Raw genomic sequence first — 21,313 nt, forward strand, 5'->3', positions numbered from 1 at the left:
GAAAACCTGTGGGAGCGACGGTGCGGCGATCCGACTTGCTCGCGATGAGGCCCTGTCAGCCAACAGAGATGTTGAATGAAAGACCGTCATCGCGAGCAAGCTCGCTCCTACAGGGTTAAGTGCTCGGCTTCAGATCAGCGGCTGCAAAATACCCAAACACTGATCCAGAGCAGTCTCCCTGTAACAATTGGCAACGATTATCACTGATACACCTCCCTCCTCAGGAATGTCCGTGATGGCTACGCCCTCCTTCACCGCCGCCCCGGCGCCGGCCAGTAGTGCCAAACCGCAATTCGACAAAAAACCCGGCCTGCTCACCATCGTGGTGTTTTTTGCCGTGCTGGCCATCGGCTTGTTGTTTACCGCTTACAGCCTGATGCACGACATGAACGAACTCGGCACGGTGGTGACCACCTGGACGCCGTTCCTGCTGCTGGGCGTAGCGCTTTTGATCGCCCTGGGCTTTGAGTTCGTCAACGGCTTCCATGACACCGCCAACGCCGTGGCCACGGTGATTTACACCAACTCGCTGCCGCCGAACGTTGCGGTGGTCTGGTCCGGTTTCTTCAACTTCCTCGGGGTGCTGCTGTCCAGCGGCGCGGTGGCGTTCGGCATTATTGCCCTGCTGCCGGTGGAGCTGATCCTGCAAGTCGGCTCGTCGGCCGGTTTCGCGATGATCTTCGCCCTGCTGATCGCAGCGATCCTGTGGAACCTCGGCACCTGGTGGCTGGGCCTGCCGGCGTCGTCGTCCCACACCCTGATCGGCTCGATCATCGGTGTCGGCGTGGCCAACGCCCTGATGCACGGCCGCGACGGCACCAGCGGTGTGGACTGGGCGCAAGCGACCAAGATCGGTTACGCGCTCCTGCTCTCGCCACTGGTCGGATTCGGCTGTGCCGCGCTGCTGTTGCTGGCCCTGCGCGCGTTCGTCAAGAATCGTGCGCTGTACAAGGAGCCAAAGGGCGAGACTCCGCCGCCATGGTGGATTCGCGGCCTGCTGATCGTGACCTGCACCGGCGTGTCCTTCGCCCACGGTTCGAACGACGGCCAGAAAGGCATGGGCCTGATCATGCTGATTCTGGTGGGCACGCTGCCGATGGCTTACGCACTGAACCGCACCATGCCGGCCGATCAAGCGCTACAGTTCGCGGCGGTCGCCGAAGTGACCCAGCAAGCGCTGGTCAAGGCGGCTCCCCTGCCGGCCCCGGCCGACCCGCGCGCGGTGCTGTCCGACTACGTGCGCAGCAAGGAAGCGACCTCGCAACTGGTGCCGGCGCTTGCTGCGCTGACCGGCAGCATCGGTGCCCAGGTCAAGGGTTATGGCTCGCTGTCGAAAGTCCCGGCCGAGGCCGTGGGCAACGTGCGTAACGACATGTATTTGAGCAGCGAAACCATTCGCCTGATGGACAAGAACAAGGTCGGCAATTTCGACGCCGACACCAACGGCAAGCTGCAATTGTTCAAGCAACAGATCGACAACTCCACGCGGTTCATTCCGTTGTGGGTGAAAATCGCCGTGGCCATCGCCCTGGGCCTGGGCACCATGGTCGGCTGGAAGCGCATCGTGGTGACGGTCGGCGAGAAAATCGGCAAGACCCACCTGACCTACGCCCAGGGCGCCTCGGCTGAAACCGTGGCGATGCTGACCATCGGCGCCGCCGACATGTTCGGCCTGCCGGTGTCGACTACCCACGTGCTGTCCTCGGGCGTGGCCGGGACCATGGTCGCCAACGGCGGCGGCTTGCAGATGAAGACCATCCGCAACCTGCTGATGGCCTGGGTGCTGACCTTGCCGGCGGCGATCCTGCTGTCGGGTAGCTTGTACTGGTTGTTCACGCAGTTGTTCTGAATGTGGGAGCGGGCTTGCTCGCGAAGAGGCCGGTACATTCAACAACTCTGTTGTCTGACACACCGCTTTCGCGAGCAAGCCCGCTCCCACAAAAAGCCTGGTCTCAGACTTCTGAGCGGATCACTTCCCCCAGCCAGTCCATGAACACCCTCACCCGCAACGGCAAATGCCGCTGCCGGGCATAGAGCAGCGACGCCTCCATGGACGGTGCATTGAACGGCGACAACACCTCGACCAGTTCACCGCTTTGCAGGTATTGCCGCATGCCCATCCGCGGCGCCTGAATCAGGCCGAAACCACCCAGGCAAGCAGCCTCATACGCATCGGTGCTGTTGACCGTGACACTGCCGGCCATCGGCAGTCGCTGCACCTGCCCCTTGTCGACGTACACAAAGCCTTCCGAACGCGCGCCCAGCACACCGACGTAGTGCACCAGCCGATGCTGCGCCAGATCTTCCAGCCGCTCGGGCACGCCATAGCGCTGCAAATACGCAGGGCTGGCGCAGTTGACCATGGTGAAGTCACACAGGTGTCGCGCTACCACCGATTGATCCGGCTGGGCGCCGATGCGCAGCACGCAATCGAAGCCTTCGGCGAGCAGATCGACCCGGCGGTCGGTGCTGCTGATTTCCAGTTCAAGCAGCGGGTGCCGCGCCATGAACTCCGGCAGGCGCGGCATCACCACCCGACGAGCGAGAATGTTCGGCAGGTCGATGCGAATGCGCCCGACCAGCGACGCCTCGTCCTGGCGAAACAAACCCTCGATTTCGTCCATGTGCGACAACAGGTCCTTGCTGCGCTCATACAACACCAGGCCATCCTGGGTCGCCTGCACTTTACGCGTGGTGCGTTGCAACAGCCGTGTTCCGAGCAGTGCCTCCAGTGCCTGCACATGCTCGGACACCGTTGATCGAGGCAGGCCCAGGCTTTCTCCGGCCAGGGTGAAACTCGACATCTCGCTGACACGGATAAAGGTGCGCAACAGTTCCAGTTTGTTCATCAGCCTGCTCATTAATTGTTCGGATTATCCGACCAGTGATTCCGGTTTAACTCTGTTTATCACCCCTCAGCGGATAAATAAACTTCCTCACATCAACCGCCCACTGCACCTGAGGAAGTCCCATGAACCGTAAAATCGCACTGATCACCGGCGCCAGCCGCGGCCTCGGCAAAAACGCAGCCCTGCATCTGGTCGCCCAAGGCATCGACATCATCGGCACCTATAACAGCCGCGCCGATGAGGCGCAGGCTCTGGTGGCCGAGATTGAAAGCCTGGGCGGTCGCGCCGCCATGCTGCAACTGGACGTTGCCCGGAGTGAGCATTTCAGCGCCTTCGGCAGCGAAGCCGCGAAGGTCCTGCAGAGCCACTTCGGGCGCGAGCGCTTCGACTTTCTGGTCAACAACGCCGGGATCGGCCTGCACGCCAACTTCGTCGACACCACCGTCGAACAGTTCGACCTGTTGGTGAACATCCAACTCAAGGGGCCGTTTTTCCTCACGCAGACCTTGTTGCCATTGCTCAATGACGGCGGCCGCATCGTCAACATTTCCAGTGGCCTGACCCGTTTCAGCCTGCCGGGCCACAGCGCCTACGCGGCGATGAAAGGCGCGATGGAAGTGTTGACCCGCTACCAGGCCAAGGAACTCGGCGCCCGCAACATCGCGGTGAATATCCTCGCACCCGGCGCGATTGAAACCGATTTCGGCGGTGGCGCCGTGCGCGACAACCCCGGGTTGAACACCCTGGTGGCGAACAACACCGCCCTGGGTCGCGCCGGTTTGCCGGATGACATCGGCGCCGCGATTGCGCTGCTGCTGGCGCCGGGCAGCCAGTGGATCAATGGCCAGCGTATCGAGGCTTCGGGGGGGATGTTTTTGTAACACGAGTAACGACGGCTGTTGGAAAACCCTGTGGCGAGGGAGCAAGCTCCCTCGCCACAAAAACGGTACTTAGCAAACCTCGCGAGTCATCAACACCCGCTCCCGAACCACGTCATACCCCCAGTGGTAGACATAGGTGTACGGCAGGAAGAACAGCAACACGCCGATATCCAGCAGGAACGCCTGCCACAGGCTGACACCCAGCCACCAGGCAATCAGCGGCACGCCGAGGGCGACCAGTCCGCCTTCGAACAACAAGGCATGCACGACACGAACCCAGGCGTTGTGGGCGATGGCCAAGCGCTTGAGCACCCGGTCGAACATACCGTTGAAGACCACGTTCCAGGCGAGGGCCAGAGCGGCGATGAGGACGGTGACCGTACCCATTTCCAGCATCGGTTTCTTCATGATCCAGGCCAGCAACGGGGTACAGATCAGGATGGCCAGCAGTTCGAAACCGATGGCTTGGAAAATACGTTCAGTAATGGACTTGTTGGCGCTCATGGCCAGACTCCCTTGAGTGACTGTGGTTGCCATGATCTGTCATCACGCCGATACTTCATAACCAATAACCATCGATCAAGGCGATAGTTCATGGCGTCTCACGAAGTGTTGCTGGCGTTCGTCGAAGCGGCGACCCAAGGCTCGTTTTCCGCTGCGGCGCGCAAGCTGGGCCGCAGCCAGTCGACCATCAGCGCGGCAGTGGCCAGCCTGGAAATCGATCTGAACCTGACGCTGTTCGACCGCAGCAGCCGCAAGCCCGGACTGACCCCGGCCGGGCACGTCATGCTGCAACGGGCCGAAGACATCCTGGCCGCCACCAGTCGCCTGGAAATGACCGCCCGCCAACTGTCCCAAGGGGTGGAAGCGAAACTGACGGTGGCGCTGTCCGACACCTATCAGTCGGACCGCTTCGAGGCGTCACTCAGCGCCTTCGAACAGCGTTACCCCGACCTCGAACTGGAATGCCTGATCGCCGAATGCGATGACCTGATGTCCCTGGTGCAAAGCGGCCGGGCGCACATGGCCTTTGCCGAAATGCAGGACAGCTACCCGCCGGACCTGGTCAGCTCGACGGTGGACGAGCGCACGGAAATCGCCTTGTTCGTGTCCCCGGCACACCCGTTGGCGACGCTGGACTACGTCGATCAGGACGTACTGCAGCAGCACCGTGAGCTGCGTCTGGCTACCATCATCAATCCCTATGAAAGTCGGGCCAAGGGCCGCGTCTGGTCGGCGCCGAGTTATCTGATGCTGCTGGAAATGGCTCAGGGCGGATTCGGCTGGGCGCCGTTGCCCCGCTGGCTGGTGGAACGCTTCGGGCCCGGCTCCTTGCAGGAACTGGTGGTGCGCGGCTGGCCGAAAACGGTGTCGGTGGACGCGCTGTGGTCGCGGCTGAATCCGCCGGGGCCGGCGGGGAGCTGGTTGCTGGGCAAGATGCTGGAATAGCGGCGCGCCTTATCGCGAGCAAGCTCGCTCCCACAGGGGGCTGTGTTGTTCACAAATCCCTGTGGGAGCGGGCTTGCCCGCGATGAGGCCATAACATTCAACATCATTCCAACGCCTTGAGCCTCTCTTCGATAAACCGCCGCTCAGGCTCTTGCCGGGTCAACTCCAGCGCCCGTTCCCACGCGTCTCGCGCTTCTTGCTTGCGGCCCAGTTGCCGACAAAACTCCGCCCGCGCCGAATGCGCCAGGTGGTAATCCAGCAGTTCACCCCGCCCCAGAATGGCGTCGACCAACGTCAGCCCCGCCAGCGGTCCATCCCGTTGCGAAATCGCCGCCGCACGATTCAACTCGATCACCGGTGACGGCACCACCCGCAGCAGGACGTCATACAGGCCGACAATCTGCGGCCAATCGGTTTCCCCCGCCGTCGAGGCTTCGGCGTGCACCGCCGCGATCGCCGCTTGCAGGCAATAGGGTCCGAAACGTCCCATGGTCAGCGCCCGTTCGATCAGCGTGCAGCCTTCGCTGATCAACCCGGCGTCCCACAGCGAACGGTCCTGCTCGTCCAGGACAATCAGCTCGCCGCTCGCCGAGGTCCTGGCCGGGCGTCGCGACTCGTGCAGCAGCATCAATGCCAGCAACCCCATCACCTCAGGCTCCGGCAACAGTTCCACCAGTAACCGACCGAGACGGATCGCTTCGCGGGTCAATTCCTCGCGGATCAGTTCGACCCCGACGGACGCCGAGTAACCCTCGTTGAACACCAGATAAATCACCCGCAATACACTGTCCAGGCGCTCGGGCAACTCAGCCAGCGTCGGCACTTGATAAGGGATTTTCGCGTCGCGGATCTTCGCTTTGGCGCGCACGATGCGCTGGGCGATGGTGGCCGGGGCCGAGAGAAAGGCACGGGCGATTTCTTCCGTGGTCAGGTCGCAGACTTCCCGCAGCGTCAGCGGCACTTGCGCGTCCGCCGCCAGGGCCGGGTGGCAACAAGTGAAGATCAGCCGCAGGCGATCGTCTTCCACGTCTTCATCACTCCAGTCTGCCTGCTCCAGCTCTTCCAGTTGCGCGATCAGCAAGGGCTGCGACGCGGCAAAACGCGCACGCCGACGCAAGGCATCGATGGCCTTGAAGCGCCCGGTGGACACCAGCCAGGCCCGCGGATTGTCCGGCACGCCGTCACGCTGCCAACGTTCGACCGCGATGAAAAACGCCTCGTGCAAGGCTTCTTCGGCGAGGTCGAAATCCCCCAACAAACGAATCAGGGTCGCAAGAATCCGCCGCGACTCTTCGCGATAGACCCGCTCGACCTGCGCCTGAACCGGCAGCCCCGGCATCTTAAGGATTCAACTGCCGAACGGGGCGCACTTCGACACTGCCAACCCGGGCCGCCGGAATGTTCCCGGCGACCTGGATGGCTTCGTTGAGGTCCCTGGCATCGATCAGGTAAAAGCCGGCCAACTGCTCCTTGGTTTCAGCGAATGGCCCGTCGGTGATCGACATCTTGCCGTTGCGCATGCGCACGGTGGTGGCGGTCTGCACCGACTCCAGCGCCTCGGCGGCGACCATCCGGCCACTGCCCTGGATCGACTCGGCATAGGCCATGCACTCTTCGTCCTTCGGGCTTTCCGGCAGCGAATGCAGCAGGCGCTCATCGCTGTAGACCAGGCATAAGTACTTCATCACGCTCTCCTTATCGAACGATCAACTATGGTCGCTGATTGGCATTCCGGCTCGGCTTCCCGACGATCAGGGCTTGAGATCGAACAGCGTCGCGCCGCTGGTCATGTCGAACGGCGCCGACCAATGTTCGTGGACAATCTGCCACAGCCCGGCTTCCTGTCGATAGCACTGCGAGACACGCATCCAGCAGGCCTGGGTTTCGCCCTTGTCGTTGGTGCCACCGCAATGGGCCAGCCAGTGAGCGAACGCAATTTCCTGGGACGGCTCGATGGTGATTTCGTGGAATTCGAAGATGTGCGGGCCGGGGCACATTTCCATGCAGGCCTGCCAATGCGCGCGATACGCCGGCTTGCCTTTGAATTGCAGGGCCTTGACCGCGTCGAAGGAGACGATGTCATCGGCATACAGGGCCATGACTTTTTCAATGTCCTTGGCCATGACCGCCTGACGATAGTTCTCGATGAGGTTGTGGATCTGGGTTTGCGAGTTCATGGTGGTTCTCCGTGGTTTTTATAGTGAAGACACCCTTAGTCGTCTGGCGATCCGGCGAATCGACAGAAGAAATAAAAATAATCCAAACGACCAGACTCGCTAGAATCCGAGACTCATTTATGTAGGAAAAAGGACACTCCAGTGACAGCCCGACTCGTGCCCTATGAAAGCCTGAACACGCTGCAGCGCCAACAGGTCGAGGCCATCGAAGTGCATCCGGAGCAAATCAGGTTTTCCGGTGATATCCACGGCGCCCTGCACACCCTGTTGTCCCGGCCCGGCCCCGGCGTCAAGGGCTTCGCCCTGCTGGCCGAGGATGTGCCCGTCGCGTTCCTGCTGCTCAAGCGCCCGCCGGTGTTGCCGGCCTGGGCCGATGAACACAGCGCTACGCTGCATGCCCTGCAAGTCGACCAACGTGCCCAAGGCAATGGCTTCGGCAAAGCCTGCCTGCAAGCGCTGCCCGAAGCGGCGCGCCTGGCCTGGCCGGAAATCAGGGGGCTGGAGTTGTCGGTGGATGCCGACAACGAGGCTGCCATCGCCCTGTACGAAAGGTTTGGCTTTGTCGACAGCGGCGAGGCGTACAAGGGGCGGATCGGCTATGAGCGGCGGATGGGGTTGGTGTTTTGAACACGGCCCCCACCAACACCACAAAACCACTGTGGGAGCGAGCTTGCTCGCGATAGCGGATGATCCGTCGACATCTCTGTTGAATGTTACGCCGCCATCGCGAGCAAGCTCGCTCCCACAGAGAATCTATGTCGGGTCAGAGTTCGAGCACCATCTCATGCCAAGCCATGCCGCCATGGTCGGACGCCGAAGGCTTGACGTAGGCAAAGCCAAAACCGGCATACAACGGAATATGCCGCTCCTTGCACATCAGGTTGATGCTGACCTTGCCCATCGCGCGCATGCGCTCGATGAACTCGCCCATCAAGCGCTTGGCCAGGCCTTGCCCCTGATAATCCGGGTGCACCACCACCGACATGATCACCACGTGCGGCCCGGCCGGGTCGTGGCCGATCAGTTCCTTGAACGCCTCGTCGGACATTTCCACCTGAAACGCCGCACCGGAATTGATGAAACCGGCGACCACGCCGTCCACTTCCGTCACGATAAAACCCTCGGGCCAGGTGGCGATGCGGGTGGCGATCTTCTCGCGGGTGGCGGCTTCGTCACCTTCATAGGCAACGGTTTCGATGGCAAAGCAGCGGTCCAGATCGGCGGGGGTGACGTTGCGGATGACGGTGTTCATGGCAGCTCGGGATCAGCGTGGGAAAGGCTGGGGATGATAAATCAGCCGCCGTGGGACATCGAGAGACGAATCGGCTGATCCGCCTCTCGATGCACGTGTCACGCCTTGATCGGCAGCCAGATTTCCAGCTTGCCGGTGTTGAGCTTGGGGTTGAAGTCTTCGCTGTAGCGTTCGAATTCCGGGGCGTCCAGCACCTGGTGCCCGGACTGTGGCAGCCAGGTGTCAAAGATGTAGCGAAAGGTCTGTGGCAAGGTGTCCAACGACCCCTTGTGTTCGAACACCGCGTATAGCTGCGGCTGCACTTCAACCCAGCGATAGGTTTCCGGCAAGTCGTCGAGTTTGCTGATCTCGACGCCAGCGATGTAATCGAAGCCGCCCTTGCCGTCGAAATTGCAGCAGACGCCGTAGGTCACTTCGCCTTTTTGCCCCGGGATAAGGCCCAGATGCGGGATGAATTTTTCCCAGAGTTCGGGAATGCCTTGGGTGGTTTGCTGGGTGAATCGACCGCCCAGCCCTGCAATCAGCAGGAAGTGCCCGTGTTCGAAGCGCGGTTGCGTCAGTTCGACGCGTGCTAACTCATCCATGACTCGACTCCTGACACATAAAATGGGTTCGGCTGGGAGTATAGAAGCCAAACCCGATTCGCCCAATTACAGCGCGTGCAATTGCTCGACGGCAGCGGCACCGACGAACTCGTTATAGCCAGATAGAATCACGTAGACCGCGAAATAGCAGAAGATCGCCGCCGATGCCATGTAGGAGTAACGCAGCAATTTGTCGCCGAGCAACTTGCCGCCGTGGCTCGCGGCAAAGCACAGCCCGACACACCAGAGAATCCCCGCGCAGAGAAAACCGCCGAGAAACAGCGCCGAACTGAGGGCACCACCGCCACCGGAACGAGCGATCAGCGTACCGCCCACCGCAGCGAACCAGAGAATCGCACTGGGCGACGACATGGCCAGGAAAATCCCGCGAAAGAACTCTTTGCGATGGGAGTTGTGCCCCACCTCGGCCGATTGCGCCAGCACCGCCTCGTGGTGAATCGCCGAATAGATCATCTTCGCCGCGAAGTACACCAGCAGCGCCGAACCACCGATCCACAACACCCAACGCACGCTTTCGTATTGCAGCAACACGGTCATGCCGGCCAGCGCCAGCACCGCGTAGATCAGGTCGCCGACGCAGGTCCCGAGGCCCAGGGCAAAGCCCTGGAAATAGCCGCGCTGCATGGCCAGGGTGATCATCGCGATGTTGGCCACGCCGATATCCAGGCACAGCGAGAGGCTCAGCAAGAAGCCGCTGGTAAATTCCATCGAACCCTATCCTTCGGAAAAATTTGTTTACTTTGAGGCTGGACAGTCTGCCACAGCTGCCCGTACATTCCGCCACAGGTCACCGCTGACCTGCGTCGCTCGGACGGTTCCGGGCGCTTACGTTATCCGAGGCAACAATGGCCGAACAAGGTTCGCCGCGCCGCTTTGCGCGCATAGATCGACTCCCCCCTTACGTTTTCAACATCACTGCCGAGCTGAAGATGGCCGCCCGTCGTCGTGGCGAAGACATCATCGACTTGAGCATGGGCAACCCCGACGGCGCCACGCCGCCGCACATTGTCGACAAACTCGTCACAGTGGCCCAGCGCGAAGACACCCACGGCTACTCCACCTCCAAGGGTATTCCGCGCCTGCGCCGGGCGATTTCCAACTGGTACAAGGACCGCTACGAGGTCGACATCGACCCTGAAAGCGAAGCCATTGTCACCATCGGTTCCAAGGAAGGCCTGGCGCATTTGATGCTGGCCACCCTGGATCAGGGCGATACCGTACTGGTACCGAACCCGAGCTACCCGATCCACATCTACGGTGCCGTGATTGCCGGCGCCCAGGTGCGGTCGGTGCCGCTGATTCCTGGCGTGGACTTCTTCGCTGAACTGGAACGGGCCATTCGCGGCTCGATCCCGAAACCGAAGATGATGATTCTCGGCTTCCCGTCCAACCCCACCGCCCAGTGCGTGGAGCTGGATTTCTTCGAGCGCGTCATCGCCCTCGCCAAGCAGTACGACGTGCTGGTGGTGCACGACCTGGCCTACGCCGACATCGTCTACGACGGCTGGAAAGCCCCGTCGATCATGCAGGTGCCGGGGGCCAAGGACATTGCGGTGGAGTTCTTCACCCTGTCCAAGAGCTACAACATGGCGGGCTGGCGCATCGGCTTCATGGTCGGCAACCCGGAACTGGTCAACGCCCTGGCACGGATCAAGAGCTACCACGACTACGGCACCTTCACCCCGCTGCAAGTGGCGGCGATTGCGGCGCTGGAAGGCGATCAGCAATGCGTGCGCGACATCGCCGAGCAGTATCGGCAGCGCCGCAACGTGCTGGTCAAGGGTTTACACGAACTGGGCTGGATGGTGGAAAACCCGAAAGCCTCGATGTACGTCTGGGCGAAGATTCCCGAGGCCTATGCACATCTAGGGTCGCTGGAGTTCGCCAAGAAACTGCTGGCCGAAGCCAAGGTGTGTGTCTCGCCGGGTGTCGGGTTTGGCGAGTACGGCGATGATCATGTGCGCTTTGCACTGATCGAAAACCAGGACCGGATTCGCCAGGCCGTCCGCGGGATTCGCGGGATGTTTCGGGCGGATGGGTTGGCACCAAAAACCAACGCCTGACACAAAATCCTGTGGGAGCGAGCTTGCTCGCGATGGCGGTGGATCAGAAAACATTGTTGTTGGATTTGATACCCTCATCGCGAGCAAGCTCGCTCCCACAGTGAACTGTGTTCAGCCTTTAAATCGATCACCCACAAAAAAACCGCATCGCTGCGGTTTTTTTGTGCCTGCTGAATCGCTTAGACGAACAGCGACAACAACAGAATAAAGCCCAGGCCTAACTGACAACACATAACATTGTGGGAGCGGGCTTGCTCGCGAATGCGGTATTTCAAAAAACATTTGGTTGACTGACACGACGCTTTCGCGAGCAAGCCCGCTCCCACACTTGTTCTATGTTCAGTCTTAAAATCATCACCCACAAAAAAACCGCATCGCTGCGGTTTTTTGTGCCTGCCGAATCGCTTAAACGAACAGCGACAACAACAGAATAAAGCCCAGGCCTAACTGACAACACATAACTTTGTGGGAGCGGGCTTGCTCGCGAATGCGGTATATCAAACAACATCTTGGTTGACTGACACTCCCCCTTCGCGAGCAAGCCCGCTCCCACATTTGAATTGTGTTCAGTCTTTAAATCGATCACCCACAAAAAAACCGCATCGCTGCGGTTTTTTTGTGCCTGCTGAATCGCTTAGACGAACAGCGACAACAACAGAATAAAGCCCAGGCCTACCACCGACAGGATGGTTTCCATCGCGGTCCAGGTCTTGAACGTTTCGGCCACGGTCATGTTGAAGTACTGCTTCACCAGCCAGAAACCGGCGTCGTTGACGTGGGACAGGATCAACGAACCGGCACCGGTGGCCAGCACCAGCAGCTCACGGTTCACGCCCGGGATCATCCCCACCACCGGCACCACGATGCCGGCGCCGGTAATGGTCGCCACGGTCGCCGAACCGGTGGCGATACGGATCACCGCCGCCACCAGCCAGGCCAGCAGGATCGGCGAGATCTGCGCGGCCACTGCCATGTGGCCGATCACGTCACCCACACCGCTGGTCACCAGCATCTGCTTGAAGCCACCACCGGCACCGATGATCAGGATGATCGCGGCGGTCGGCGCCAGGCTCGCATCCAGCCATTTCAGGATCTGTTGGGAACCGATGCCCTGCTTGTGGCCGAAGGTGTACAGCGACAGCAGCAACGCCAGCAGCAGCGCCGAGATCGGGTGACCGATCAGGTCCATGAAGGTGCGGAAGAAGTTGCCGTCCGGCAGCACTACGTCGGCAAAGGTCTTGAGCAACATCAGGAACACCGGCGACAGCACGGTGACCAGGGTGATGCCAAAACTCGGCAGATCGGCGGAATCCGACTCGCGCGCCAGTTGATCCACCAGTTCCTGATTCGGATGACCGGGGATGTGCTTGGCAATGAACGTACCGAAGATCGGACCGGCAATGATAGCGGTCGGCAGCGCCACGATCAGACCGTACAGAATGGTCTTGCCGATGTCGGCACCGAACACGCCGATGGCCAGCAACGGCCCCGGGTGCGGCGGCACCAGGCCGTGTACCGCGGACAGACCGGCCAGCAACGGGATACCGATCTTGATGATCGACACGCCGGTGCGGCGGGCCACGATGAACACCAGCGGAATCAGCAACACGAAGCCGATTTCGAAGAACAACGGGATGCCGACCAGGAATGCGGCGAACATCATCGCCCACTGCACCTTGTCCTTGCCGAAGGCGCGGATCAACGTTTGCGCAATCTGATCCGCACCGCCCGATTCGGCCATCATTTTGCCGAGCATCGTGCCCAGCGCGAGGATGATGCCGACAAAACCGAGTACGCCACCGAAGCCGTCCTGGAACGCCTTGATGATGGTGCCGATCGGCATGCCGGAGGTCAGCCCGAGGAAAGCGGCGGCAATGGTCAGGGCAATGAACGGGTGGAACTTGAACTTGGTGATCAGGACGATAAGCCCGATCACCGTGACCACTGCATCGAGCAGCAGGAACGTCTCGTGGGACATGCCAAACATTGGGGGTGTCTCCTGGTTGTTGTTGTTATTGAAGCGGGTTAGTCAGAAGCCGCGAGGACAGCGCTGTCTTTGTAAACACAGTCATACCGCCTGCTTCAGGCCGTGCGCCTGCCACCAGACATGAGCCTGCGCAGCCAGTTGCTCGACGCTATGGGTCGAAGCATCCAGCGCCAGGGTCAACGGCTCGCCCACGGGCGATTCGAGGGTGGCGAACTGGCTGGCGATCAGGGTCGACGGCATGAAGTGGCCTGGCCGATGGGACACACGGTCGGCAGCCACTTCGGGGGTCAGCTCAAGGAACACGAAGCCCAGGCCCGGCAAGGCACTGCGCAAGCGTTCGCGGTAGATGTGTTTGAGAGCCGAACAGGTCAGCACCGGGCGCTGGCCCTTGGCGTCGACACGGCGCAGTTCATCGCACAGGCTGTCGAGCCAGCCGGCGCGGTCTTCGTCGTTCAGGGGGATCCCCGCGCTCATCTTTTCGATATTGGCGGCAGGGTGGAAAGAGTCGCCTTCAATGGCCGTGGCGCCGCTCAGTTGGCACAGGGCCTCGCTGACGCACGTTTTGCCGCAACCGGCAACGCCCATGATGACCAGGGCGGTGATGGGATGATTCATGTAACACCTCAGCGCGCAGACAGCGCTACCTTTGCCAGTTATGACACTAGACCAAAAGCAGAAGTTGCCGACGCCTTTCTTGTCATTTTAAGGGTTGCAGCAGGTTCGTTTCCCAATGCCAAAAAGCGAGGATCAGGCGAACCCCCGCTCACGCATTTGCAGCTGCATCGAGACAGCGCTACCTTAGTGCCTTGAATTTTGTTTGGCAAGCCGTCGATGAACCCAACCAAGAACGATAAAAATACCCGCACCACTGGCCGCCCTACCCTGAACGAAGTGGCCCGCCTGGCCGGCGTCAGTCCGATTACCGCGTCCCGCGCCCTGCGTGGCGTCAGCACGGTGGCCACTGAACTGGTGGAAAAAGTCCAGAAAGCGGCGCTGGAACTCAACTATGTGGTCAACCCCGCCGCCCGTGCCCTGGCCTCGGCCCAGAGCCAGTCAGTCGTGGTGCTGGTGCCTTCATTATCCAATTTGCTGTTCATCGATACCCTGGAAGCCATTCATCAGGTCCTGCGGCCCAAGGGCTTCGAAGTGCTGATCGGCAACTACCACTATTCGCGCGATGAAGAAGAAAACCTGCTGCGCAATTACATGGCGTATCAGCCGCGCGGTTTGTTGCTGACCGGTTTCGACCGCACCGAAAGTTCGCGGCGGATGATCGAAGCCAGCAACATTCCTTGCGTGTACATGATGGAGCTGGACAGTGCGGCCGGGCTCAATTGCGTGGGTTTCTCGCAACTGGCCGCCGGCGAAACGGCAGCCGAACACTTGCTGTCTCGCGGTCGCAAACGCCTGGCCTACATCGGCGCACAGCTGGATCAGCGTACGTTGCTGCGCGGCGAAGGCTTCCGCAAAGCCCTGCAAAAAGCCGGTTTGTATGACCCGGCGCTGGAAGTGCTGACGCCCCGCTCTTCCTCGGTTGGCCTGGGCGGCGAATTGTTCTTGCAGATGATCGCCAGCCACCCGGATGTCGATGCGATCTTCTTCGGCAACGACGACCTGGCCCAGGGCGCGCTGCTCGAAGCGATGCGACACGGAATCAAGATCCCCGAGCAAGTGGCGATTCTCGGCTTCAACGACTTGCCCATGTCAGAACACATGGTCCCGCGCCTGAGCAGCATCAACACCCCGCGCGAAGCCATTGGCCGTCGCGCCGCGGAACAGATGCTGACGCTGATGGCCGGCAATACCGTGGCCATACCGGTGCAGGACATGGGGTTTGAGTTGAAGGTGCGCGAGAGTACCTGATGTAGCGAGCAGGCTCGCTGAACACACTGTTGTGTAGCAGCTGGCGAAGCCTGCGTTCGGCTGCGAAGCAGTCGTAAAACCCGGGCACTCGATCTTCCTGAATGACCGCGTCGGCTGATTTTACGACTGCTTCGCAGCCGAACGCAGGCTTCGCCAGCTGCTACAGACCGCGTTTCTTTACAGGTTCGGCGATTAATCCTGCGGATCGAGGTTATCCAGCACCCGATTCACCGCCAGCTCGGCCAGCATGATGATCTGTGCGATCGCCAATGCCGTGTTGCGCTGGCTGCCTTCCAGAAACGTAGCAAAGTCATTGGTCATCACACTCGCCGAGGCCAGCGACTCGCAGGCGTGAGCCAACAGCGTTTCGTTATTGATGCCGGGTGAGATGGAGAACATCGGGCTGGGATTGCGTGGGGGGTTGGGCGTGGGTTTGAACATGGTGATGCTCCTAGAGTGATGGAGCTGCCAAGTCTCGCTGCGATACGAAGGGTGGCAGCTGTACGCGGGTCGCAGACCGGGACTCTAGAACCCGGTAGACCCGAAGGTCTCCCACGCACAGCCGCCATAATGTGAACTGATCACGAATGGTGGACGCTATGCGTCTAGAGATACCCGGGCTGCGAAACCCGATCGCTGAATTTGCAGCGACACGGAACGATAGAGTCCGGATACCAGGCGCACAAGTCGGCGGATTCTGGCGTAGTTGTAGGCAAGGGTGCAAGAAACCGTAATCTGCGAAACTCATCTGAAGCCGCTCTCCTACAGCGCCTTCCTATATGCCACCACCTACAATTGCCTGTACGTCATTCTCGCTGGAGCAGACCATGGAACATGCACTGAAGATTCTCGGCAAAGCTTCGTCCATCAACGTCAGAAAAGTCCTGTGGACCTGCGAGGAACTGGGCATAACCTACGAGCGCGAGGACTGGGGCAGCGGCTTTGCCTCGACCCACAGCCCGGAGTTCCTCCGGTTCAATCCCAACGCGCAGGTGCCGGTGATCATCGATGAAGCCGGGGTGTTATGGGAGTCCAATACCATCTGCCGCTACCTGGTCGGCAAACACCATCACCATCATACCGAGCTGCTGCCTACTGAACCGGCCGCCCGCGCTCGGGTGGAGCAGTGGATGGATTGGCAAGCCACCGAACTCAATCCGTCCTGGAGATACCCGTTCATGGCACTGGTGCGCAAGGACCCGGAATTCCAGGACCCGCATAGCCTTGAAGTCGGCATCCGCGGCTGGAACCAGAAGATGGGCATCCTCGAACATCAACTTGCGACCACCAAGGCCTATGTCGCCGGACCGCGGTTTACCCTGGCCGACATCGTCATCGGCCTGTCGGTCAACCGCTGGCTGATGACCCCGATCGAGCGTCCGGACTACCCCGCCGTCGATGAGTATTTCAAACGCCTGGCGCAACACCCCGGTTTCCTGAAGCATTGCTGCAACGGCTTGCCTTGAACCAGTCAGTTAAGCAATTTCAGCCGCGACACCCTTTGTAGCAGCTGCCGAGCCCGCGAGGCTGCGTTCGGCTGCGAAGCAGTCGTAAAATCAGTCATTGCGGTACGTCAGGCAGGCCGCGTTAGCAGGACTCACGACTGCTTCGCAGCCGAACGCAGCCTCGCGGGCTCGGCAGCTGCTACAGATCGCATTAGCGCTTGACTGGCTGGCGTTACCCTCTTTTTTCATTTGCCACGACTAGTTCAGTTGCAACGTCGAGTTGAACTGACTGATCGCATCCACCACATGCCGCGAACCCTGCTGGATTTCCAGGATCACCTCCCCCGCCTCGTTCGCCAGTTCCACGCCGAGGCCGGTTCGACTCAAACTCGATTGCATGCTCGATACCGCGCTGAGTGACAAATCGTGGTTCTTGCGCACCACCTCGACAATCTCCAGCGTCGCCTGACTGGTGCGCGCCGCGAGGCTGCGCACTTCATCGGCCACCACCGCAAACCCGCGCCCATGCTCACCGGCCCGTGCCGCTTCAATCGCCGCGTTGAGCGCCAGCAGGTTGGTCTGATCGGCAATGCCGCGAATGGTCTGCACGATGGTGCCGATGATGTCGGACTGTTTGCTCACGGCATCGATGCTCAGTGCCGCTTCATTCAGGTCCCGGGAAATGTCCTGGATGATCTGCACGGTCTGCTGCACCACCTCGGAACCTTTGCGCGCACAGTCGTCGTTTTGCACCGAGGTGCTGTGGGCCGATTCAGCGGCGGTTTGCAGGGTGGTCATCTGGTGAGTGATATCGCTGGCAAACTTGACCACTTTGTACAAACGCCCCTTGGCGTCGAACAGCGGGTTGTAGGACGCTTCCAGGAATATGGTCTGACCTTGCTTGTTCCTGCGCTCGAAACGGTGAGAGTGGTATTCGCCACGATTGAGCGAGGCCCAGAAATTCCTGTAGCCCTGGGACTCGGCTTCGGCCCGGTGGCAGAACAGGCTGTGATGCTGGCCGAGCACCTCGTTGAGCGAGTAATGCATGGTTTTCAGGAAGTTGTCGTTGGCGCTGATGACCTTGCCATCGGGAGTGAACTCGATCACCGCCATGGAGCGGCCTATCGCGGCGAGTCGGCTTTCGTTTTCGTGTTCCTTGTTGACCCGGGCGGTGATGTCGGTAGCGACCTTGATCACGCTTTTCACTTGCCGGTCGGGACCCAGCACCGGCATGTAGCTGGCTTCGAGCCAGATCTCCCGGCCGCTTTTGTGCAAGCGCAAAAATGTTCCGCTCAGCGACTCGCCCCGCGCCAGGTCGCGCCACAGTTTGGTGTAGTCATCGCTGCGGTAATACTGCTCTTCGCAAAAGATCCGGTGATGCTTGCCACGCACTTCGTCGGCGCTGTAGCCCATGGCATTGCAAAAATTTTCGTTGGCATCGATGACGATGCCGTCCGGGGTGAATTCAATCATCGCCATCGAACCACTGATCGCTGCCAGCTTAGAGTTGGCCTCGGTCAGCGCACAACTGAATCGTTCGATTTCCAGCAGGTCAGCCTTGTGATGTAGGTTGAACATTGTTGCATCACCTTCTGTGCGGTTTTTGATTGATGAAAGTTGCAGGTCTTTCACATCCACCACTACGTTCCATGGAACAGGCGCACACATCCCTCCAAAAAGAAGGACTCGTCAGGTGATAAATGATGATCAATCGGAGGGTCCTAAATTGGCACTCTCATCAAGACATCCTTCTCTTGATAGCCCGCATGCGGGCCAGCCCTAACAGATTCAAATCAAAGTCCATTTAGCGCACGGCTCCCTGTCATTAAGTGTCGGTGCCTTCGATTGCGCACTCTTTCGCCAAGACTTCGACTGCCCCATCACGGTCGACATAGTTAGTTACAGCTGATCATAGACAGCCACCTTGGGTTTGCAAGGCCACTAGTATGCCATCACCGAGGACAAAATCGATTCAGCGGCCGGCGGTGAAAGCGGCGTTGGCTGCCGAATTGGCGTAAGACTTCAAATCGCATCGCGAGCAAGCTCGCTCCCACAGGGGATCTCTGCTGACCACGGGATGTGTGGCCGCAACAGATCCAATGTGGGAGCGAGCTTGCTCGCGATGGCTACCTTCCAGGCACCACAAAACTACAAGCTGGCACTCACCCTGGAGGCCACCTCCCCCGGCACCCAGCCCTTCCACACCTGCGGCTGTTCACGCAAAAACGCTTCGGCGACTTCTCGGGGTTTCTGCCGCTTTTCACTCATCTGGCCCAAGGTCTGGTTCAGCAGATCAATCGGCAGGTCGACCTTTTCAAAGAACGTCACCAGATCCGGGTACTGCACCTTGAACGGTGCCGATACGCCGATAGCCAGGCTGGCTGGCATCGAGCGCGTGCCTTTGGGGTTCGGGTTGTTGGCATCGGCCAGGGTTTTCCAGGCTGCGGCGTCGAACGGCGGTTCGTCGAGTTTCACCAGTTTGAAGCGCCCCAGCAGCGGTGTCGGCGACCAGTAGTAGAACAGCACCGGTTTGCCTCGGCGGATCGACGATGCCACCTCGGCATCCAGTGCGGCACCGGACCCCGTGCGGAAGTTGACGTAGCTGGCGGTCAGGTCATAGGCCTTGAGTTTCTGGCTGTTGACGATTTCCGAGGTCCAGCCGGTCGGGCTGTTGAGGAAGCGTCCGCGGCTCGGGTCTTCGGGGTCGCGGAACACGTCCTTGTACTTCGCCAGATCAGCGACGGATTTCAACTCCGGGGCCAAGGGCTTGATGCCGCGTTCGGCATCGCCCTTGATCACGTACTCCGGCACCCACCAACCTTCGGTGGCGCCTTTGACCGTATCGCCGAGGCCGAACACCTTGCCCTCGGCGGCGGCCTTGACCCACGCCGGACTGCGCCCGGCCCACTCTTCACCGATGACCTGGATATCGTTTTTGGCCAGCGCCGCTTCAAGGCTGACAGTGCTGCCCGGCAGCGTGTCGGTCGGGTAGCCGTAACCTTTTTCAACGATCAGGCGCAGGATTTCGGTGATGAGGCTGCCGCTTTCCCAGGTGATGTCGCCAAAGTGGATAGGTGCCGTTTTTTCCGTGGCCGATGCCGGGTGGGACAACAGGCTCAGGGCCAGCAGCGAACTGCCGAGCAGGGTTTTGATCGATCTCATGCGGACCTCTTGTTCTGGAGTGGACGGTTCAGGGATTGATTGGCGCTGTGCCGGTCGCACAGGGCCTGGGAACGGGTCATGTAGTCACTGACCGAACGCAGCGAGATGCCCAGCGCAGCGGCAATTTGCGGATAGGTCAGGCCGTCGATCCGCGACAGCAGGAAGGTCGAGCGAACTTTGCCTGGCAGCCGCTGAAGACTGTGATCCACACGGCTCAGGGTCTGGGACAACTGAGCCAGTTTTTCCGGCGATTCGGCGTGGATCGGCTCGGCCTGTTGCAGTTGCTGAAGATACCGGCGCTCCAGATCACCTCGGCGCCAACGCTGATAGAGCAGGCGCCGGGCGATGGTGGTGAGCAAGGCACGGGGTTCACGGATGGCCGTCAGGCCAGGGGCTTCGAGCAATTGCACGAAGGTTTCGCAGGCAATGTCTTCGACACCGGCGGCATCGTTCAGAGACTGACGCAGGCGTGTGCAGAGCCAGTGGTAGTGAGCACGGAACAGTCCGTCCACGTGTTTGCGATGAAGAATATCGGCGCCGGACATAGGGGCTCCTGGGTTAGGGGTCGCTGAATGTCCGGTGGTCCGGTGAGGCGAATCCTAGCAAGGAGCCTTATTCTTTAATAATACTTAAAACTTATTTTTATATTCCTATTAAGAATTAAAGATCACTTGCGCCTGACAGTCCGTCATCGCGGGCAAGCCCGCTCCCACAGGGTTTCGGTGTACCTGTGGGAGCGTGGCTTGCCCGCGAAAAATGGACCTGTCGACCCGACATTTGCGCTCTATCGCAAATCTCCATACCCCAGCATCTCGGCCTCACGCTGATAATCGAGCACAACCTGATAGTCGCTTTCGCTAGCCGGCAGCACCTCTGGCAACCCGAGGATTTCGGCGACATCCGGCAATTCGCACAACGCCTGATTCATCGCCTGCAATAGCCCTTCAGCCTGTTGATCGCTGACGGTGGCTGCCGTGATGTAGGGCAACGTCGGACTCAATGCACTGCGAGCAATCACGCGCAAACCGGCCACTTCCTCCTCGGCATGACGCGCCAGATAGGCAAAGGTCACGCTGTCGATGGCCGCCAGATCAGCCAGGTCTTCGCGCAACCAGCGCAGGCTTTCGCGATGACTACCACTGATGCCAACCTGAGCAAAAAACTGCCCGTCACGTTGCAACGGCGCCAACCGGTGGCGCAGCAGGTTCATGCCGCTGTTGGAGTCATGGCTATTGATCACCCCTCGGCTACCGCGAAAATCCGCCAAGGTCTGTCGTCGATCATCGACGCGGCCCAACAGCAGGCTGCAATGATTGCCGCCGCTGCTGTCCGGCAGTTCATAACGAGGACGGCCCAGCACACGGACCTTGCCGCGCAATGCCGTCATCAGCGGATAACCGCAGGTTTGTGTGAGCAACAAGTGCGGCGACAACCACAGGTCCGGCAATGACAGGCCAGCAGCATCACGACGGGAGTCGCCCAGGTGCTCGAGGATTCGCGCCAGCCAGCGTTCGTTGGCCTGGTGGATCGGCTCAGGAGCGACGTACATCAGCAGTTCGGCTATGTGTTGGGTCATCGAA

22 protein-coding genes and 1 pseudogene are annotated in these 21,313 nt (G+C 60.2%); 7 read left to right on the forward strand and 16 right to left on the reverse strand.

What is annotated here, in order from left to right; all coding sequences use genetic code 11:
- Nucleotides 1-235: 235 nt before the first annotated feature.
- Nucleotides 236-1,849: an inorganic phosphate transporter gene (locus tag ACEN8Z_RS25305; RefSeq protein ID WP_495596024.1), complete on the forward strand. Its 1,614-nt coding sequence runs from the start codon at nt 236-238 to the stop codon at nt 1,847-1,849.
- Nucleotides 1,850-1,952: 103 nt separating this feature from the next.
- Here the strand turns inward: ACEN8Z_RS25305 and ACEN8Z_RS25310 are convergent, their stop codons facing one another.
- The gene (locus ACEN8Z_RS25310; protein WP_495596025.1) at nt 1,953-2,849 is read right to left on the reverse strand and encodes a LysR family transcriptional regulator; all 897 of its coding nucleotides are present in this window, start codon (nt 2,847-2,849) and stop codon (nt 1,953-1,955) included.
- A gap of 122 nt (nt 2,850-2,971) precedes the next feature.
- On the opposite strand from ACEN8Z_RS25310, the gene ACEN8Z_RS25315 reads away from it, so the two are divergent.
- Nucleotides 2,972-3,730 (forward strand): SDR family NAD(P)-dependent oxidoreductase, encoded by a 759-nt coding sequence (locus ACEN8Z_RS25315; protein ID WP_495596026.1) that lies wholly within the window; start codon nt 2,972-2,974, stop codon nt 3,728-3,730.
- A gap of 69 nt (nt 3,731-3,799) precedes the next feature.
- On the opposite strand, the gene ACEN8Z_RS25320 is transcribed toward ACEN8Z_RS25315, so the two are convergent.
- Nucleotides 3,800-4,234, reverse strand: coding sequence for a multidrug/biocide efflux PACE transporter (locus tag ACEN8Z_RS25320; RefSeq protein WP_495596027.1), 435 nt, complete (start codon nt 4,232-4,234; stop codon nt 3,800-3,802).
- A gap of 90 nt (nt 4,235-4,324) precedes the next feature.
- On the opposite strand from ACEN8Z_RS25320, the gene ACEN8Z_RS25325 reads away from it, so the two are divergent.
- Complete coding sequence (locus ACEN8Z_RS25325) at nt 4,325-5,179, forward strand: LysR family transcriptional regulator (protein WP_007997760.1); 855 nt, start codon at nt 4,325-4,327, stop codon at nt 5,177-5,179.
- A gap of 103 nt (nt 5,180-5,282) precedes the next feature.
- Here the strand turns inward: ACEN8Z_RS25325 and ACEN8Z_RS25330 are convergent, their stop codons facing one another.
- From ACEN8Z_RS25330 to ACEN8Z_RS25340, 3 genes are all read right to left on the reverse strand, one after another.
- The gene (locus ACEN8Z_RS25330) at nt 5,283-6,518 is read right to left on the reverse strand and encodes an RNA polymerase sigma factor (protein ID WP_495596028.1); all 1,236 of its coding nucleotides are present in this window, start codon (nt 6,516-6,518) and stop codon (nt 5,283-5,285) included.
- A gap of 1 nt (nt 6,519) precedes the next feature.
- On the reverse strand, nt 6,520-6,864 hold the full coding sequence (locus tag ACEN8Z_RS25335; protein WP_007985194.1) for a YciI family protein: 345 nt from the start codon (nt 6,862-6,864) through the stop codon (nt 6,520-6,522).
- A 66-nt stretch (nt 6,865-6,930) separates the two neighbouring features.
- Nucleotides 6,931-7,356, reverse strand: coding sequence for a YybH family protein (locus tag ACEN8Z_RS25340; protein ID WP_007985193.1), 426 nt, complete (start codon nt 7,354-7,356; stop codon nt 6,931-6,933).
- Nucleotides 7,357-7,497: 141 nt separating this feature from the next.
- Between ACEN8Z_RS25340 and ACEN8Z_RS25345 the strand changes: the two genes are divergently transcribed.
- Nucleotides 7,498-7,983 carry a GNAT family N-acetyltransferase gene (locus ACEN8Z_RS25345; protein ID WP_495596029.1) on the forward strand — a complete coding sequence of 162 codons (486 nt, stop codon included), beginning with the start codon at nt 7,498-7,500 and terminating at the stop codon, nt 7,981-7,983.
- A gap of 136 nt (nt 7,984-8,119) precedes the next feature.
- Here the strand turns inward: ACEN8Z_RS25345 and ACEN8Z_RS25350 are convergent, their stop codons facing one another.
- The 3 genes from ACEN8Z_RS25350 to ACEN8Z_RS25360 form a co-directional block, all read right to left on the reverse strand.
- Nucleotides 8,120-8,608, reverse strand: coding sequence for a GNAT family N-acetyltransferase (locus tag ACEN8Z_RS25350; protein WP_495596030.1), 489 nt, complete (start codon nt 8,606-8,608; stop codon nt 8,120-8,122).
- Nucleotides 8,609-8,706: 98 nt separating this feature from the next.
- Complete coding sequence (locus ACEN8Z_RS25355) at nt 8,707-9,192, reverse strand: GyrI-like domain-containing protein (protein WP_495596031.1); 486 nt, start codon at nt 9,190-9,192, stop codon at nt 8,707-8,709.
- A gap of 66 nt (nt 9,193-9,258) precedes the next feature.
- Nucleotides 9,259-9,921 carry a LysE family transporter gene (locus tag ACEN8Z_RS25360; RefSeq protein WP_108228687.1) on the reverse strand — a complete coding sequence of 221 codons (663 nt, stop codon included), beginning with the start codon at nt 9,919-9,921 and terminating at the stop codon, nt 9,259-9,261.
- Nucleotides 9,922-10,058: 137 nt separating this feature from the next.
- On the opposite strand from ACEN8Z_RS25360, the gene alaC reads away from it, so the two are divergent.
- The gene (alaC, locus tag ACEN8Z_RS25365; RefSeq protein WP_495596032.1) at nt 10,059-11,276 is read left to right on the forward strand and encodes an alanine transaminase; all 1,218 of its coding nucleotides are present in this window, start codon (nt 10,059-10,061) and stop codon (nt 11,274-11,276) included.
- A gap of 634 nt (nt 11,277-11,910) precedes the next feature.
- Here the strand turns inward: alaC and ACEN8Z_RS25370 are convergent.
- Both ACEN8Z_RS25370 and ACEN8Z_RS25375 read right to left on the reverse strand, forming a co-directional pair.
- Nucleotides 11,911-13,263 carry a GntP family permease gene (locus ACEN8Z_RS25370; RefSeq protein WP_111279930.1) on the reverse strand — a complete coding sequence of 451 codons (1,353 nt, stop codon included), beginning with the start codon at nt 13,261-13,263 and terminating at the stop codon, nt 11,911-11,913.
- Between the two features lie 81 nt (nt 13,264-13,344).
- A complete protein-coding gene (locus ACEN8Z_RS25375) occupies nt 13,345-13,878 on the reverse strand; it encodes a gluconokinase (RefSeq protein ID WP_007985173.1) in 534 nt (177 codons plus the stop codon).
- 216 nt (nt 13,879-14,094) lie between these two features.
- Here ACEN8Z_RS25375 and gntR point away from each other — a divergent pair, with 216 nt between their 5' ends.
- Nucleotides 14,095-15,126 carry an HTH-type transcriptional regulator GntR gene (gene gntR / locus ACEN8Z_RS25380; protein WP_495596033.1) on the forward strand — a complete coding sequence of 344 codons (1,032 nt, stop codon included), beginning with the start codon at nt 14,095-14,097 and terminating at the stop codon, nt 15,124-15,126.
- Nucleotides 15,127-15,318: 192 nt separating this feature from the next.
- Here the strand turns inward: gntR and ACEN8Z_RS25385 are convergent, their stop codons facing one another.
- Complete coding sequence (locus ACEN8Z_RS25385; RefSeq protein WP_007974480.1) at nt 15,319-15,567, reverse strand: DUF6124 family protein; 249 nt, start codon at nt 15,565-15,567, stop codon at nt 15,319-15,321.
- A gap of 386 nt (nt 15,568-15,953) precedes the next feature.
- Between ACEN8Z_RS25385 and ACEN8Z_RS25390 the strand changes: the two genes are divergently transcribed.
- Nucleotides 15,954-16,592: a glutathione S-transferase family protein gene (locus ACEN8Z_RS25390; RefSeq protein WP_007996180.1), complete on the forward strand. Its 639-nt coding sequence runs from the start codon at nt 15,954-15,956 to the stop codon at nt 16,590-16,592.
- Between the two features lie 237 nt (nt 16,593-16,829).
- On the opposite strand, the gene ACEN8Z_RS25395 is transcribed toward ACEN8Z_RS25390, so the two are convergent.
- The 5 genes and pseudogenes from ACEN8Z_RS25395 to ACEN8Z_RS25415 form a co-directional block, all read right to left on the reverse strand.
- A complete protein-coding gene (locus tag ACEN8Z_RS25395) occupies nt 16,830-17,369 on the reverse strand; it encodes a methyl-accepting chemotaxis protein (RefSeq protein ID WP_495598195.1) in 540 nt (179 codons plus the stop codon).
- Between the two features lie 9 nt (nt 17,370-17,378).
- Nucleotides 17,379-18,239: pseudogene (locus ACEN8Z_RS25400) on the reverse strand (PAS domain-containing protein); the annotation flags it as partial.
- Between the two features lie 480 nt (nt 18,240-18,719).
- Nucleotides 18,720-19,733, reverse strand: coding sequence for an ABC transporter substrate-binding protein (locus tag ACEN8Z_RS25405; protein ID WP_495596034.1), 1,014 nt, complete (start codon nt 19,731-19,733; stop codon nt 18,720-18,722).
- Nucleotides 19,730-20,278 carry a sigma-70 family RNA polymerase sigma factor gene (locus tag ACEN8Z_RS25410; protein WP_495596035.1) on the reverse strand — a complete coding sequence of 183 codons (549 nt, stop codon included), beginning with the start codon at nt 20,276-20,278 and terminating at the stop codon, nt 19,730-19,732. Before ACEN8Z_RS25410 ends, ACEN8Z_RS25405 begins: the two co-directional genes overlap by 4 nt.
- 239 nt (nt 20,279-20,517) lie before the next feature.
- Nucleotides 20,518-21,309 carry a phosphate/phosphite/phosphonate ABC transporter substrate-binding protein gene (locus tag ACEN8Z_RS25415; protein WP_495596036.1) on the reverse strand — a complete coding sequence of 264 codons (792 nt, stop codon included), beginning with the start codon at nt 21,307-21,309 and terminating at the stop codon, nt 20,518-20,520.
- Nucleotides 21,310-21,313: the final 4 nt, after the last annotated feature.

This window comes from Pseudomonas sp. Pseusp10 (genome assembly GCF_059492225.1).